The sequence below is a fragment of the Shimia sp. genome, from assembly GCF_049116215.1.
Lineage (GTDB): Bacteria > Pseudomonadota > Alphaproteobacteria > Rhodobacterales > Rhodobacteraceae > Shimia.
The window spans coordinates 15,972-30,418 of the sequence record NZ_JAGDZB010000008.1 but is presented as its reverse complement, the minus strand read 5'-3'; the positions used below and the strand labels follow the sequence as shown (position 1 = coordinate 30,418).

The window sequence follows — 14,447 nt, the reverse complement described above, 5'->3', positions numbered from 1 at the left end:
TGTCGGAGCAGGGCATGGAGCCAACTTCTACTCGACTGCAGAAAGTTGCTCGTTCATTGCGGCCACAGCGGCGGCGGCATCAATTTCGCCGTCAATGTACAGTCGCACCACGCGGTTGATGACTTGGCTGTTGATCATTTTGGAGGCGAGTCCCAGCTGACCTTCGGCAACACCCCAACGCTTGGCGACATCCAGACCACCAACAATTTCGTTGATCATTGCTTGATCGTATAGGTCGCCAAGAGGTGCTTTGCGGTCCACACCAACAGGCAACATCGACCAGGCCTCTGAGAATTTTGAAGGCTCATCTGCCGTGCCGCGACGCACCGGGAACTTCCCTTCCGGCGCAATCGACAGTGTTTGGGTGTAGCCCTCATCCATAGAGAACTTCACAAAATCCATAGCCAGATCAGTGTCAGCATCATTGGTGATACCAAAGTAACGCACATCGCCCCATGCGGCCCCATCTGGGTTCGACGGTCCAGAGAAGTTGGTTACGATGCCGGTCTTTGATGCCAGCTCGGACGATGTAGGGTCGTCATTGATTGTGGGCGGAGCGCTGTCGCGCAAACCGGCCAACTCATCCAGAATAAATGGTGACCAGATGATCATCGCCGCTTGTCCGGCAAAGAACAGCTCACGCGATTGTTTCCAGTACAACTCACCGGGAGGAGAGGCTTCGGCAATTGCCTTGTAGAATTCGAGCACCTCGGTGGTTGCAGCCGGATCAAGCGCAGCCGCCCCGTCATAGTTCACAGGCGAAACGCCGTTGGCGAGGAACACATGCTCCAGCACCTGTGACATGAAGTTTTCATCCACTTTTGTTGCGGCAACAAAACCGTACATCTCTGGTGGGTTGTGGAGCTTGTCGAGTGCCGCAACGACATTGGCGAACGACGTTGGCGCTTCTAGGCCAGCTTCTTCGAACTTGTCCGCACGGTAGACGATCATTTGGGTCCAACCATCTACAGGAACGGAGGCTACTCCCCCTTCAACAGCTGCCATCGCAAGTGGGCCAGGTGCAAACGTGCCTTGGCCAAGTCCTTCGACAACTTCTGATGCAGCCTCGGTATCCAAGATACCGGCTTCTGCCCAAGGCAGCGCATATTGCAGCGGGTGGTAAATCACGTCAGGCAGATCGCCGGCGGCAAATGCAGCCGTCGCGCGTGTGCCCAGGTCGGATTCTGTCACCGGAATGACCTGGACTTCGGTGCCGGTGGCCGCCTGAAACTCAGCCGCCATTTCTTGCTGCTTAGCGAGCCGCTCAGGTTGCTCTTCGGTTGTCCAGAACCGGATCGTATCCGCATTGACGGCACCCGACACCATCACCAGCGCAAGTGCTGCGCTGCTCAATAATTTGGTTTTTCTCTGAAGTTTCATTGTTGGTTCCTCCCATTGGACTTCACGTTTTTTGTATGTCCTTTAGACACTGCGCCAATTCGGCGGGTGTCAGACGTGGAGGCCCATCTGACCCCCGCTCAACGAGCGTGGCCGGAGCCAACTCGCGAAGTTCTTCCGGAGCGGCACCCCGAATTCGTTTGATCAATAATGATGCTAGCCGGTCCCCCGCCTGACGGCTGTTGACCGCAAAGGTCGTAAGGCCAGGGTTCGCATAGGCGCCTTCAGGAATGCCGTCATAAGCAATCACTGAAAAATCGCTTCCAATGCGTAGTCCCAAGTCTTGCGCCACCCGGTAGGCACCAAGTGCGGCGCGATCCACAGCGAAGGTGATCGCTGTGGGTGGCTCTGCCAACATCAAAAGGGACCGCGTAGCAGCCTCTCCAGCGTCATGTGTAATCGCAGGTGAAGTGATCAAGGCCGGGTCAATCGAGAGGCCGGCGGCGGTCAAGCCGTCGCGGAACCCGTCAATTCGCAGCTTGGAATAGGTGTATTCACTGCCGCCTGGTACGTGCGCAATCCGCCTGTGCCCTTGGCTCGCAAGGCGTGCCGTTGCCGCACGCATCGCGTCTTCGCCTTTGATATCGTACCAAGAACATCCTGACGGATCTTCGGTACGCCCGAACATGATAAACGGGATGTCTTGCGCACGCAGAGCCTCAACGCGCTTGTCACGTGACCGCGTGCGCGGAAGAATAAATCCGTCCGCTTTGTGCTCGTCGACAAGACGCGACAGCGTTTCCTGCACCCCGCGTTCGGTTTCGGCGGTTGCAATTGTGACGGTCCAATTCTCGGCACTCGCTGCTTGAGTGACCCCTGCAATGAAATCCGCAAGAAAAGGGCGCGCGCTGTCTTCGTTGTCGACCTGAAGCACCAGCCCAAGCGACCGCACCCGTCCCGTGCGGATTGCTTGAGCATGGCTGAGCGGGCGATACCCAAGACGCTCCGCCGCCCGACTGATGCGCAGCCGTGTGGAGTCCGAAATATCGGCATAGCCGTTCAGCGCTCGACTTACCGTGCTTTTGGTCACGCCAAGATGGTTGGCAACATCCGCAATTGTCACCCGTGTACGGGCACGCCGCGGCTGTTCATTAGATGTTTTTGTCGAACCAGTCTGCACGCGTCATCCTCCCTTGGATGACTAGAAAAGTTTCCGAAACCGGTTTCGGCAAGAGGTTTTGACGACTTTTTGCAATTTGGTTGAAACGACCGTTGGCGGTTGGTGCAAATTGGATCAAAAATCTGAGATCAGAAGCCTTTCGGCTTTGACGGCTACTTGTCCGCCGCAGATGAGGTGTTTTACCTCACTTCAATTGGCGCGCACGGCTTGTTTACCGCATGTTTTCTTCACCTCACACAGAGACACCTTTAAGCAAATCTTCTTTTGCAACAGCGCCTTTTTTGCCAGCCATCATGACTTCGCCTCGACGCAAGACCACGAACCTATCTGCCAGCCCATAGGCAAACTCAAAATATTGCTCCACAAGAACAATTGCCATGTCACCTTTATCTCTGAGTTGTCGGATCACCTCACCGATTTGCTGAATAATGTTGGGTTGAATGCCCTCTGTGGGTTCATCCAAAAGCAGCAACCGCGGCTTGGTGATTAGTGCCCGGGCAATAGCCAGTTGTTGTTGCTGTCCGCCGGACAAATCCCCGCCACGCCGGCTCTGCATTTGCTTCAAAACCGGGAAGAGTTCAAAAATCTCATTCGGTATGAAATGCTCGGCGGGTGGCAAACAAACAAACCCGGTTTCTAGGTTTTCGCGCACTGTCAGAAGAGGAAAGATCTCCCGTCCCTGTGGCACATAAGCGATCCCCTTATGCGCCAGTTTGTGCGCTGGCATAACGTCCAGCATTTTGCCTGCCAGCTCGACGCTGCCGCCTGATCTCGCGTGCGTGCCCGAAATGGCTTTGATCAAGCTGGTTTTACCAACTCCGTTGGTGCCCATCACGCAAGTCACTTCTCCGAGGTCAGCTTGCATCGAAACTCCGTTGAGAATTTGAGAGTGCCCGTAGTGCAAGGTAAGGTCTTGAAGTTTCAACATAGTTCAGCGCCCCAGATAGACATCAATGACGTTTTGATTGGAGGTGACATGGTCAAGACTGCCTTCGGCCAAAACCGACCCTTCATGTAGTACGGTCACCTTGCAATTCAGGCGGCGTACAAATTCCATGTCATGTTCGACCACCACCACAGCGCGGGTTTTAGCCGCTTCCAGCAACAGGTCGGTCGTGTGTTCGCGTTCTTGAGGTGTCATCCCTGCTGCCGGTTCATCCACCAGCAACAAACGCGGTTCCTGCGCCAGTAACATGCCTATTTCCAGCCATTGCTTTTGTCCGTGGCTCAGCTCTCCGGATTTGCGGCTCAGCGCGTCCAGCAAACCGATTTCCTGTGCCAGGTTGGCCGTTTTCTCAAGGTCTGTAGTGCTGGGTCGATACATCAGCACTGACAGCCAGCCACGCGGCTTTTTCAGGGCCATCAGCAAGTTTTCTTGAACCGTCTGATCTTCGAACACCGTGGGTTTCTGGAACTTTCGGCCAATCCCAGCTTGGGCAATTTTTGCTTCATTCATTTTCAGAAGGGACTGGGATTTGTCCCCCCAGATCACCCTGCCCTCGTCCGGCCTGGTTTTTCCGGTAACGATATCCATAAAGGTGGTTTTGCCCGCCCCGTTGGGGCCGATAACCGCGCGCAGCTCAGCCTCACCAATCTGGAACGATAGATTGTTGATGGCGCGGAAGCCGTCAAAGGTGACTGACACGCCAGAAACTTCAAGGAGCGTATTCATTGGCTGGCCTCCTGTTCGCGCAAAGCGCCGTCATCAGGACCCAGGTTTGCGCCATGACGATTGGGGCTTTTGCGTTGCGTCAGAAGATCCACCAGCCCTCCCATACCCTTGGGCGCAAACAGGGTGACAGCGACAAAAGACAAACCCAAAAGCACCAGCCACCAGTCCACCCATTTGATTGTGTAGAACCCCAGCGGAATGTCCGGTGCTTGGCCTCCGGTGAACCACGTGCTGAGAAGACTGACAAAGGCGGCGCCGATTACAGCACCATAAAGCCGACCACGCCCACCAATTGCGACCCAGACCGCCAGATAGATCGACGCGATAGGTGCGATTTCAGCGGGATTTATGATCCCTGCCTGCGGGTAGTAGAGCGCTCCAGCGATGGCGGCGATACAGGCGGTAAATGTGAAGACCACCAGCTTGTAGGTCTCGACCGAATAGCCAAGAAAGCGCACCCGTGCCTCGTTGTCTCGGATGCCAATAATAACAGAGCCAAGTTTGCCGGAAACAACCCAAGCCGCCAGCAAATATCCAAGGCCAAGAGCCAAAGCTGAGGCCCAGAGGAACCACAGGGACACCTCGTCCTGAGTAGCGCCCACACCTGGTAGGTTCTGCAGGCCTGAGAGCCCGTTGTTACCACGCAGACCGCTGTCGTTTTGGAATAGATACAAAGCCAGAGCCAGCGTCATCGCCTGGGTCAGGATTGACAGGTAAACCCCGGTGACGCGGCTTCGGAAGGCGAGCCATCCAAACACCAGTGCCAACACTCCTGGCACCAGAACCACCATTGCGAGCTGTAGAACCAGACTATCAGAAAAAGCCCAGATCAGAGGAAAATTACTGGAGCCGACCACACCGAAGATTTGATTTCCAATGCCATCAATAATTTCAGAACCGGTGGGAGGGATTTCTGTTTGGCTGAGCGACTCGACCACGATCAGACGGGTGCGCTCGTACATCAGCCACATGCCAATCATGTAGCCCCCCAGGCCAAAGAAGGCGAAATGGCCAAGCGACAGGATGCCGGTGAATCCCCAGATCAGGTCCATGGCCACTGCGACGAGGCACAGGCAAAGCGTCTTACCCAGTGTTTTGACAAAGCTGGTTGAAATTACCCCGACACCCAAGCCTTCGGACAGAACCGTCACAATCAGAGTGAACAAGGCCAGACAGGCAAGAAAGATCAGAATCGAAGGGTTCTTAGCAATGAAAGATCGTTGCATGGATCAATCCCCCGCCGCGCGGCCTTTGAGGGCGATAATGCCTCTTGGCCGGAACTGAATAAATATGATGATGAAGACGATCATGTAGGTCTGCGCGGCGAGCGTGTTTGACGGGTTCAGCCACTCGATCCCTTTTTGGAAGAATCCGATCATCGCAGCGCCCGCAAGCGTACCCCAGATGTTGCCAACCCCGCCGACCACCACGGTCATGAAGCTTTGCACGATGTAATCGTTGCCCAGCTCGGACGTCACTTTGGCAAAGAGACCGATAGCGACACCGGCGATGCCGGCAATGCCTGATCCAAGGCCGAAGGTCAGCATATTCACTTTGCCGGGGTTGATCCCCATTGAGGCAGCCATGCGTGGGTTTTGGGTCACAGCGCGGGTTTCCAGCCCCAGCCTCGTGCGCTTCATGATGAATAGGAAAACACCAAGGAAAACGAGCGCAAGGATGAAGATGGCGATGCGGATAAAACTGATCGAGACGACATCATTCACCACAAGTGCGCCATCAAGCCAGCCCGGCGCGGTCAAAGGGCGGGCTTGCGTGCCAAAGATGTTTTTTGCCAGCTGTTGCAACGCAATTGAGATGCCAAAGGTTGCAAGCAGCGTTTCCAGTGGGCGGTCATACAGCCATCGGATCACCAACCGCTCCATTGCCACACCCGCCGCAAAGGTCACGGCGAAGGCCATTGGGATTGCGACAATGATCGACAAAGTGTGATCCGGGATGATCTGTTGCACCACGTAGCCTGTATAAGCGCCCATCATGATGAATTCGCCATGCGCCATGTTGATCACGCCCATGACACCAAAGGTGATTGCGAGGCCGATGGCCGCGAGAAAATAGATCGACGCCAAGGACAGAGCGTCAAGAGTCAGGTCTAGGGTTTGGTTCAATCCAACTTTCAGGTTAATGGCCTCCAACGCATCGGTGGCCGCCGTTGTCACCTCAGCTGAAGGTTCTGCAAAAGTTTCGAAGAAGACGTGGCTTGCAAGCGCGGTGTCCATGTCCGCTGGTGTGATAAGTGCGGGCACTTTTCCGGCGTCCGCGAGCGCCGCGTATGCAGCATTGCGTGCAGCGTCGGTATCTAGTTGAGCCACCGGTATTCCGCCAACACGGCCGCCTTCAATATTTGCGGCCAGTGCTGAGCGCATATCGCCAGAAGAAATCAGCGCCGGAGCCATGCCTTTGACCACCAACAGGTCATAGGCGTCGGTCTTGGAAAACTGATCAGTGCCGGGCTCCAGTGTTGCGGCCACGTTTACACCGGTTGGAATGTTCCCGGTTGCTACATTGAGTGTCTTTGCCACCAACGGGTTGAGTGTCGCACGGACATCGACTCCAAGGTCGCCTGACATGTCTTCGATGGCAGCGACACGCGCTTTGGTGTCTTCATCGTAGCCAATGGTGAGCAAGCGCTCGAGCCGTTGTTTCTGCGCCTTCAGCGTCGGATCGGGTTCACTGTAAATCGAGGCCCGCAAAGGGGCGAGAAGCGTGGGACCGGGATCTCGTTGAATTGAGGTCAGTGCATCTTGCCGTTTGGCCGCGTCCGGATCCATCAATTGGAATTGGACCAACGCTGTCGCAATCATGGCGCGGACGCCGCTGTTTGGCTTAAGTTGTTTCAGGTCACTCTTGGGATAGCTTCCAACAACATCTCCGCTGTCAAAATCTGTGAGCAGGTAGCTTTTGGTGTCGGCCTTCTCTCCAACAAAGAATAGACCGTCTGACTTGCGCATCCACATATTTTTGGCGGCCCACGTCTCAAGCATGTGCTGAGCCTGTGGTAATCCACTGTTAGCGATTGCATCAATCACCGGGCCAATGGTCTTGCGCGAGCTTTTGGCAATTTCTGCTTGATACTCTTGCAAGATGGGCTGGATGTGCGCGTCCTGCGCGGTGGCCGTCAGGCACGACAACAGAAAGGCGAGCCCCGCAAAGTATAGTCTGATCATGTCGGAAGTGTCCGCGTCATTTGGATGGAAGAGGGCCGAGTGTCGGCCCTCTTCGCAAGTGCTGGTCTTAGTAGTTCGACAGCGTTTGAACGCAGGTCTTGGTCTCGGTGTTGTACATACCGCAGTCCAGATCTTTCCAATCTGACATCAGCACAGCTGATTCAGGCAGGAAGTCAGTCCAGGCATCACCGGGGACTTCGCTGGTCTGGCTGATGATATCAAACTGTCCGTCGTCTTGGATTTCGCCAATCAGGACCGGCTTGGCCAAGTGGTGGTTTGGCAACATCACCGCGGTCCCACCTGTCAGGTTCGGGTATTCTTGTCCGTACATGGCAGATCGCACAGCGTCCACTTCCGTAGACCCTGCTTCTGTGGCCGCATTCACCCACATGTTGAACCCGATGAAGTGGGCCTCCATTGGATCGTTGGTGACACGCTCCTCACCCATTGTGGCCTTCCAAGTTTTCACAAACTCGGCGTTCACCTTACCGTCCGCAGACTGGAAATAGTTCCACGCTGCGAGATGACCCACGAGGTTAGAGGTATCGAGGCCTGCCAGTTCTTCTTCACCCACTGAGAAAGCGACAACTGGAATGTCGTCAGCCGACACACCGGCCGCGGCCAGTTCTTTGTAGAAGCCGATGTTGGCGTCACCGTTGATGGTTGAAATCACGCCGACCTTTTTGCCGTCAGCGCCAAGAGCCACAACATCAGCCACGATTTTGGACCAGTCAGAATGGCCAAACGGTGTGTAGTTCACAAACAAGTCGCTATCGGAAACGCCTTTGCCTTTGAGATAGCTTTCGAGAATGTTGTTTGTGGTGCGTGGGTACACGTAGTCTGTTCCCAGCAGGGCAAATTTTTCGACACCCAGCTCATCCAGGAAATAATCTGTAGCAGGGATAGCTTGCTGGTTTGGCGCGGCACCGGTGTAGAACACGTTCTTAGACGATTCTTCGCCTTCGTACTGCACGGGATAGAACAGCAGGCCGTTCAGTTCTTCGATCACCGGCAGTACAGATTTACGTGACACTGACGTCCAGTTTCCAAAGATCACGTCAACATCATGCACCGTCAGCAACTCGCGCGCTTTCTCGGCAAACAGTGGCCAATCTGAAGCAGGGTCGACCACCACAGCTTCCAGCTGTTTACCAAGCAGACCGCCCTTTGCGTTCTGCTGATCAATCAGCATCAACATGGTGTCTTTCAAAGTGGTCTCAGAGATCGCCATTGTGCCAGAAAGAGAGTGCAGAACGCCAACTTTGATGGTGTCTTCGTCAGCCATGGCGGTACCGGCCAGTGACGCAAAGACGATAGATCCGGCGAGAGTGGATTTGAGAAAATTCATATTAGCCTCCAGGCAGGGCGCTGGAGAGAGATCTTGCACATATGTGCCGATTTCCCTTACCTGTCCCCGCAACGTCATGTTGCAATTCGTGTGGCGGCCGCTTCGAGGTCCAATTCGTATGGCCGTCACACACCTCCGGCTTTTTGACAACGTGTCGCCGGCAGGTGCCCAATCGATTCTGCATCGCGGCGCAATAAGCAAACCTGAGTTCCGGCAAATCCATGCAGGCCTTCGTGAATGCTTGTTTTTTAGGCAAAAAATACAGCGAGCGCGCAAAAAATAGACGTACGAGCTTGCGCGACGCTGCAAATCTGCCATTTCGGATGGCGTTTTGCCCTCAAGACGTCAGAACCAAGAACAGTTCTACGCGCCAAGAGGAAACGCTGATCACCCGTCTCGCAGACATATCACCCCACCACGCTACGCAGCCGCCACGCGCGAAGGGGACGTTGCGCGTGAGCACAAAAATGGTTGGGGACCGTTCTGTTTTGGACGACCTACACCAAGCCGGGTCGTTCAGATGTTTGTTCCCAAAATCCTGCGGGGCAGCGATGGATGTCGTCCTGTTGAACACGGCTGGCGGGATCACAGGCGGCGACCAATTCACCTTCTCGGGTCATTTGGCAAGGGACACCACGCTCACCTTGACGACCCAAGCGTGCGAACGGGCGTACAAGGCGCAACCCAATCAGACTGGCCAGATCCGCAACCGCCTTCGGGTTGAAGTGGGAGCACGGCTCAATTGGTTGCCTCAAGAAACCATTCTGTTCAACGGGAGTGCGTTGGACCGTCGCCTGAGCATTGATCTGGATCCGGGCGCATCTCTGCTTATGGTCGAGCCTTTGGTCTTTGGCCGCCCGGCAATGGGCGAAGTGCTGACCGATGTACGGTTTCGCGACCGGATTGAGGTACGGCGTGGAGGCAGCCCCCTCTTTGTCGATGCGATGTCTTTGGCTGAAAACGTGCAGGCGCATCTGAATAAGCCGTTTATCGCCAACGGCGCTGGGGCGATGGCTCTGGTGGTTTTGGTGGCAAAGGATGCGGAGCGGCATCTGGCCACGCTACGAGAGACGCTTCCGGAAACCGGTGGTGTGAGCCTGCTCCAACAGGATGTGTTGGTCCTGCGCCTGCTTGCTGAAGACGATTTCACCCTCAGAAAAACCCTGCTGCCGGTTCTGCGAGAGCTGCATGGTGGCGACCTTCCTCGATGCTGGATGATCTGACATGAACCTAACCCCAAGAGAAAAAGACAAACTGTTGATTGCCATGGCCGCCGAAGTGGCCCGCAAGCGCTTGGCACGGGGTGTTAAACTCAATCACCCAGAAGCCATCGCCTTGATTACCGACAGCGTTGTTGAAGGCGCACGTGATGGCCGTTCTGTAGCCGATATGATGGAAGCGGGTGCACAGGTTGTCTCAGCCGACCAATGCATGGAGGGCATCCCGGAGATGATCCACGAAGTGCAGGTCGAAGCCACTTTCCCGGATGGCACCAAGCTTGTCACCGTTCACAAACCAATTCGTTAGAGGAGCTAGAGCCAATGAAACATATTGTACCGTTTTTGGGTGGGTTCTTAGCATCTCCAGCCATGGCCCATTCCGGAGCACATCCCCATAGTCATGGGGAGTACTCTTGGATTGCCGTGGTTCTGTCCGCAGTGATCGTGGGTGGGACGATGCCTGTTGTCCGGAAACGGCGGCGCACATGATCCCGGGTGAAACATTTCCCGCCGAAGGCGCGCTCACGCTCAACGCCGGGCGCAGTGCGCGTATGGTGTTGGTGGCCAATACCGGCGATCGCCCTGTGCAGGTGGGCAGTCACTATCATTTTGCCGAAGCAAATCCAGCGTTGGAATTTGATCGTCATGCGGCCTTGGGCAGACGCTTGGACATTCCTGCGGGCACAGCCGTCCGTTTTGAACCCGGACAACGCCGGGAGGTGATGTTGGTGCCCTTTATGGGACGGCGACACATCTATGGCTTTAATCAACACATCATGGGAGCGCTGAAAGATGCCGGGCAAGATAAGCCGGAGTGACTATGCTGCTATGTTCGGCCCCACTGTGGGCGACAAAGTGCGGCTGGCGGACACGGACCTCATAATTGAGGTTGAAAAAGATCTGATCGTGGAACGCGCCACTGCGGCGCAGTTCAGTGCAACGGGCCTGCGAGAGGATGTCTACGGAGAAGAGGTGAAGTTTGGCGGTGGCAAAGTCATTCGTGATGGGATGGGACAGTCGCAGGCCACACGCGCCGAAGGCGCCGTGGACACGGTTATCACCAACGCGCTGATCGTCGATCACTCTGGCATTTACAAAGCGGACGTCGGCCTAAAAGATGGGCGTATCCAGACCATCGGCAAAGCCGGAAACCCGGACACACAGCCCGGTGTAGATGTCATTGTTGGCCCGGGCACCGAGGTCATTGCGGGCGAAAACCGCATTTTGACGGCCGGTGGTTTTGACAGCCATATCCACTTTATCTGCCCACAGCAGATCGAGGACGCGCTGCATTCCGGCCTGACCACAATGTTGGGCGGTGGCACGGGTCCGGCGCATGGCACCTTGGCCACGACTTGCACCCCCGGACCGTGGCATATTGGCCGGATGTTGCAGGCTGCAGATGCCTTCCCTATGAACCTCGCCTTTGCCGGTAAAGGAAACGCGTCCCTTCCGGCCGCGTTGGAAGAGCAAATTCTAGGTGGGGCTTGCGCTCTAAAATTACACGAGGATTGGGGGACAACGCCTGCCGCCATCGATTGCTGCCTGTCAGTTGCTGATGACCTGGATGTTCAGGTGATGATCCACACGGACACGCTCAACGAATCCGGTTTTGTTGAGAACACAGTGGCAGCCCTAAAGGGCCGCACAATCCATGCCTTTCACACCGAAGGTGCAGGTGGTGGCCATGCACCGGACATCATCAAAATTTGTGGCGAAGAGCATGTCTTGCCGTCCTCAACCAATCCCACCCGCCCTTTCACAGTGAACACTCTGGAAGAGCATCTCGATATGCTGATGGTCTGTCACCATCTCGACAAGTCGATTCCGGAAGATGTCGCCTTTGCGGAAAGCCGGATACGTCGCGAAACCATCGCTGCTGAGGATATTCTTCACGACATGGGGGCGTTTTCGATTATCGCCTCAGATAGTCAAGCCATGGGGCGCGTCGGCGAAGTGTTGATCCGCACTTGGCAGACAGCCGACAAGATGAAGAAACAGCGGGGCAGACTGTCTGAGGAAACGGGAGACAACGACAATTACCGCGTGCGCCGCTACATCGCCAAATACACCATCAACCCCGCCATTGCGCATGGTATTGCCCATGAAATTGGCAGCATTGAAGTTGGCAAGCGCGCCGATTTGGTGTTGTGGGATCCGGCCTTCTTTGGCGTGAAGCCTGAGATGGTTTTACTTGGCGGCAGCATCGTTATGGCGCAGATGGGTGACCCCAACGCTTCGATCCCAACGCCGCAACCTGTCTACTCCCGCCCGATGTTTGGAGCTTATGGACGTTCGGTTGAAAACTCCGCCGTCTGCTTTGTCAGCGAGGCAGCGCAAGACGCCGGAATTGGTGCGCGATTGGGCCTCGCCAAAGACACGCTCGCGGTAAAAAACACCCGTAACATTGGCAAATCCGATCTGCTTCTGAACACCGCAACCCCAATGGTCGAAGTGGATCCTGAAACCTACGAGGTGCGTGCTGACGGCGAGCTTCTTACCTGCCAACCCGCCGAGGTTCTCCCCATGGCGCAACGCTATTTCATGTTCTGAAGGTGCATCCAATGACCACGCTTCCCCCCAGTCGCCAAATTCGCAAACCCGGCCATTGGTCCGGTGCCTATGATTGTGTGACGCTTAATTACGATGACCGGTTCCTGCGGCGCAAAATGTTATCAACAGTGCGTGCAGAACAGTTCCTTGTTGATTTGGCGCATACAACGTCACTTGACCATGGGGATGCATTTGCCTTGGAAGACGGCCGCCTAATTGAGGTTGTTGCTGCCAAAGAAGACTTGCTGGAGGTCACAGGAGACGACCTGCCGCGTCTCGCTTGGCATATCGGAAACCGCCATACGCCCTGCCAAATCGAGGACGGTCGGCTGCTCATTCAGCGCGACCATGTTATCCGCGATATGCTGGACAAGATTGGCGCCACAGTGCGTGAAGTGATCGAGCCCTTCACGCCGGAAGGCGGGGCCTATGGGCACGGACGCACCCATGGCCACAGCCACTGATATCCTGACACTCACACAATGGATCTCCCCTGCCTTTCCGGTGGGCGCTTTCGCCTATTCACACGGATTGGAGTGGGCCATCGATACCGGAGACGTTGTCAACTCAGAGCAGGCTGGTCTCTGGATCGCCGATGTGTTGCAACATGGTGCCGGATGGAACGACAGCCTGTTCATTGGCGCGGCCTACAGCGCAAGCGCCAAAGACCTTTGCGAGGTAGACGCCACAAGCCGCGCATTTTCGGCGTCGGCAGAGCGGTTGAAGGAAACCCAGCTTCAGGGCGCTGCGTTTTGTAATGTGACGGGTGAAATCTGGGCTTTAGACTTAAAAGGACTGACCTATCCGGTTGCCGTTGGCCGCGCGGCACGGCTGAAAAGCTTGCCGCTTGAGCTCACCATCCAATTCTACTTGCAAGCCTTCGTGTCCAATCTCGCCGCGGTCGCGATGCGCCTTGTGCCCCTTGGTCAAACAGACGGGCAGAAACTGATCCGCGCTTTGACCCCGTTATGTTGTGCGATCGCTGAGAGCGCGACGACCGCCACTCTGGACGACTTGGCCAGTACGAGCTTTTTGACGGATATCGCGGCGATGAAACACGAAACTCAATACTCAAGGATTTTCCGCACATGACACAGATGAATGGCCCGCTTCGCGTCGGTATTGGTGGTCCTGTAGGAGCTGGCAAAACGACGCTCACGGCTGCCCTCTGCGAAGCCTTGCGGGACACCCACTCAATTGGTGTCATCACAAACGACATCTACACGCGGGAAGATGCCGAGGCATTGATGCGCATGCAGGTCCTGCCACAGGACCGTATTATCGGGGTTGAGACCGGCGGGTGCCCTCACACTGCGATCCGAGAGGATGCCTCGATAAACCTAGCCGCTGTGGCTGAGATGGTGGACCGACACCCGGATGTCGAAGTTGTTTTGATTGAAAGCGGTGGCGACAATCTGTCAGCCACTTTCAGTCCGGAGTTAGCGGATGTGACGCTCTATGTAATTGATGTGGCCGCGGGTGAAGAAATCCCGCGCAAAGGCGGCCCTGCCATCACCAAATCCGATATCTTGGTCATCAACAAAACTGACCTTGCTCCCTTTGTGGGGGCGTCGCTGGAGGTCATGGAGCGGGATGCAAAGAGGATGCGTAGCGAGCGGCCATTTGTCTTTGCTTCGCTGCGCAAACGGGAAGGCGTGGATAAGATTGTTGCCCTACTATCAAGTGTCGGTGGTCTGGCCACTTCAACGCAAAGGTAGACACAATGGCAGTGTCTGATGTTCAGTTGGGTGCTATCAGCGTTTGCGACACAATGTCTAAGCTTGGGAATGACTGAAATTGCCAGCGGGCGCTTGGCCAAGACACCGACTGGCTGCCCCCCTGCAAGTTAACGGGCTTGGACTGTCCGTTCGCTGAATGCGGTCAGCTGCCTTAGATCGACAATGGGCGAAAAGGTAGGAGCAAAGCGCTGGCTGAATGTCAGCTCCTTAGG

The 14,447-nt window shown here is 55.6% G+C and carries 14 protein-coding genes; 7 read left to right on the top strand and 7 right to left on the bottom strand.

The features are described 5' to 3' along the window. Positions 1 to 27: 27 nt before the first annotated feature. The 7 genes from JXR15_RS20520 to urtA all read right to left on the bottom strand — a co-directional run bounded on the left by JXR15_RS20520 (position 28) and on the right by urtA (position 8,723). Positions 28 to 1,380, bottom strand: coding sequence for an ABC transporter substrate-binding protein (locus tag JXR15_RS20520; RefSeq protein WP_422055061.1), 1,353 nt, complete (start codon positions 1,378 to 1,380; stop codon positions 28 to 30). A gap of 22 nt (positions 1,381 to 1,402) precedes the next feature. Continuing rightward, positions 1,403 to 2,518 (bottom strand): LacI family DNA-binding transcriptional regulator, encoded by a 1,116-nt coding sequence (locus JXR15_RS20515; RefSeq protein WP_422055060.1) that lies wholly within the window; start codon positions 2,516 to 2,518, stop codon positions 1,403 to 1,405. Positions 2,519 to 2,750: 232 nt separating this feature from the next. Beyond that, on the bottom strand, positions 2,751 to 3,446 hold the full coding sequence (gene urtE, locus JXR15_RS20510) for an urea ABC transporter ATP-binding subunit UrtE (RefSeq protein ID WP_422055059.1): 696 nt from the start codon (positions 3,444 to 3,446) through the stop codon (positions 2,751 to 2,753). Positions 3,447 to 3,449: 3 nt separating this feature from the next. Then, on the bottom strand, positions 3,450 to 4,190 hold the full coding sequence (gene urtD / locus JXR15_RS20505) for an urea ABC transporter ATP-binding protein UrtD (protein WP_422055058.1): 741 nt from the start codon (positions 4,188 to 4,190) through the stop codon (positions 3,450 to 3,452). Further along, on the bottom strand, positions 4,187 to 5,416 hold the full coding sequence (gene urtC / locus JXR15_RS20500) for an urea ABC transporter permease subunit UrtC (protein WP_422055057.1): 1,230 nt from the start codon (positions 5,414 to 5,416) through the stop codon (positions 4,187 to 4,189). The genes urtD and urtC overlap by 4 nt, the downstream gene beginning before the upstream one ends. 3 nt (positions 5,417 to 5,419) lie before the next feature. Next, entirely contained in the window at positions 5,420 to 7,375 is a 1,956-nt protein-coding gene (gene urtB / locus JXR15_RS20495) for an urea ABC transporter permease subunit UrtB (RefSeq protein ID WP_422055056.1), read from the bottom strand. 67 nt (positions 7,376 to 7,442) lie between these two features. After that, positions 7,443 to 8,723 carry an urea ABC transporter substrate-binding protein gene (gene urtA, locus JXR15_RS20490; protein ID WP_422055055.1) on the bottom strand — a complete coding sequence of 427 codons (1,281 nt, stop codon included), beginning with the start codon at positions 8,721 to 8,723 and terminating at the stop codon, positions 7,443 to 7,445. Between the two features lie 551 nt (positions 8,724 to 9,274). Here urtA and JXR15_RS20485 point away from each other — a divergent pair. The 7 genes from JXR15_RS20485 to ureG all read left to right on the top strand — a co-directional run bounded on the left by JXR15_RS20485 (position 9,275) and on the right by ureG (position 14,214). Continuing rightward, a complete protein-coding gene (locus JXR15_RS20485) occupies positions 9,275 to 9,946 on the top strand; it encodes an urease accessory protein UreD (protein WP_422055054.1) in 672 nt (223 codons plus the stop codon). A 1-nt stretch (position 9,947) separates the two neighbouring features. Further along, entirely contained in the window at positions 9,948 to 10,250 is a 303-nt protein-coding gene (locus tag JXR15_RS20480; RefSeq protein WP_299428049.1) for an urease subunit gamma, read from the top strand. A gap of 178 nt (positions 10,251 to 10,428) precedes the next feature. After that, positions 10,429 to 10,761, top strand: a complete 333-nt coding sequence (locus tag JXR15_RS20475; RefSeq protein ID WP_422055053.1) for an urease subunit beta — start codon at positions 10,429 to 10,431, stop codon at positions 10,759 to 10,761. Beyond that, entirely contained in the window at positions 10,736 to 12,496 is a 1,761-nt protein-coding gene (gene ureC / locus JXR15_RS20470) for an urease subunit alpha (protein ID WP_422055052.1), read from the top strand. The genes JXR15_RS20475 and ureC overlap by 26 nt, the downstream gene beginning before the upstream one ends. An 11-nt stretch (positions 12,497 to 12,507) precedes the next feature. Further along, positions 12,508 to 12,960 carry an urease accessory protein UreE gene (ureE, locus tag JXR15_RS20465; RefSeq protein WP_422055051.1) on the top strand — a complete coding sequence of 151 codons (453 nt, stop codon included), beginning with the start codon at positions 12,508 to 12,510 and terminating at the stop codon, positions 12,958 to 12,960. Beyond that, on the top strand, positions 12,944 to 13,588 hold the full coding sequence (locus tag JXR15_RS20460) for an urease accessory protein UreF (protein WP_422055050.1): 645 nt from the start codon (positions 12,944 to 12,946) through the stop codon (positions 13,586 to 13,588). Before ureE ends, JXR15_RS20460 begins: the two co-directional genes overlap by 17 nt. Then, a complete protein-coding gene (ureG, locus tag JXR15_RS20455; RefSeq protein WP_422055049.1) occupies positions 13,585 to 14,214 on the top strand; it encodes an urease accessory protein UreG in 630 nt (209 codons plus the stop codon). Before JXR15_RS20460 ends, ureG begins: the two co-directional genes overlap by 4 nt. Positions 14,215 to 14,447: the final 233 nt, after the last annotated feature.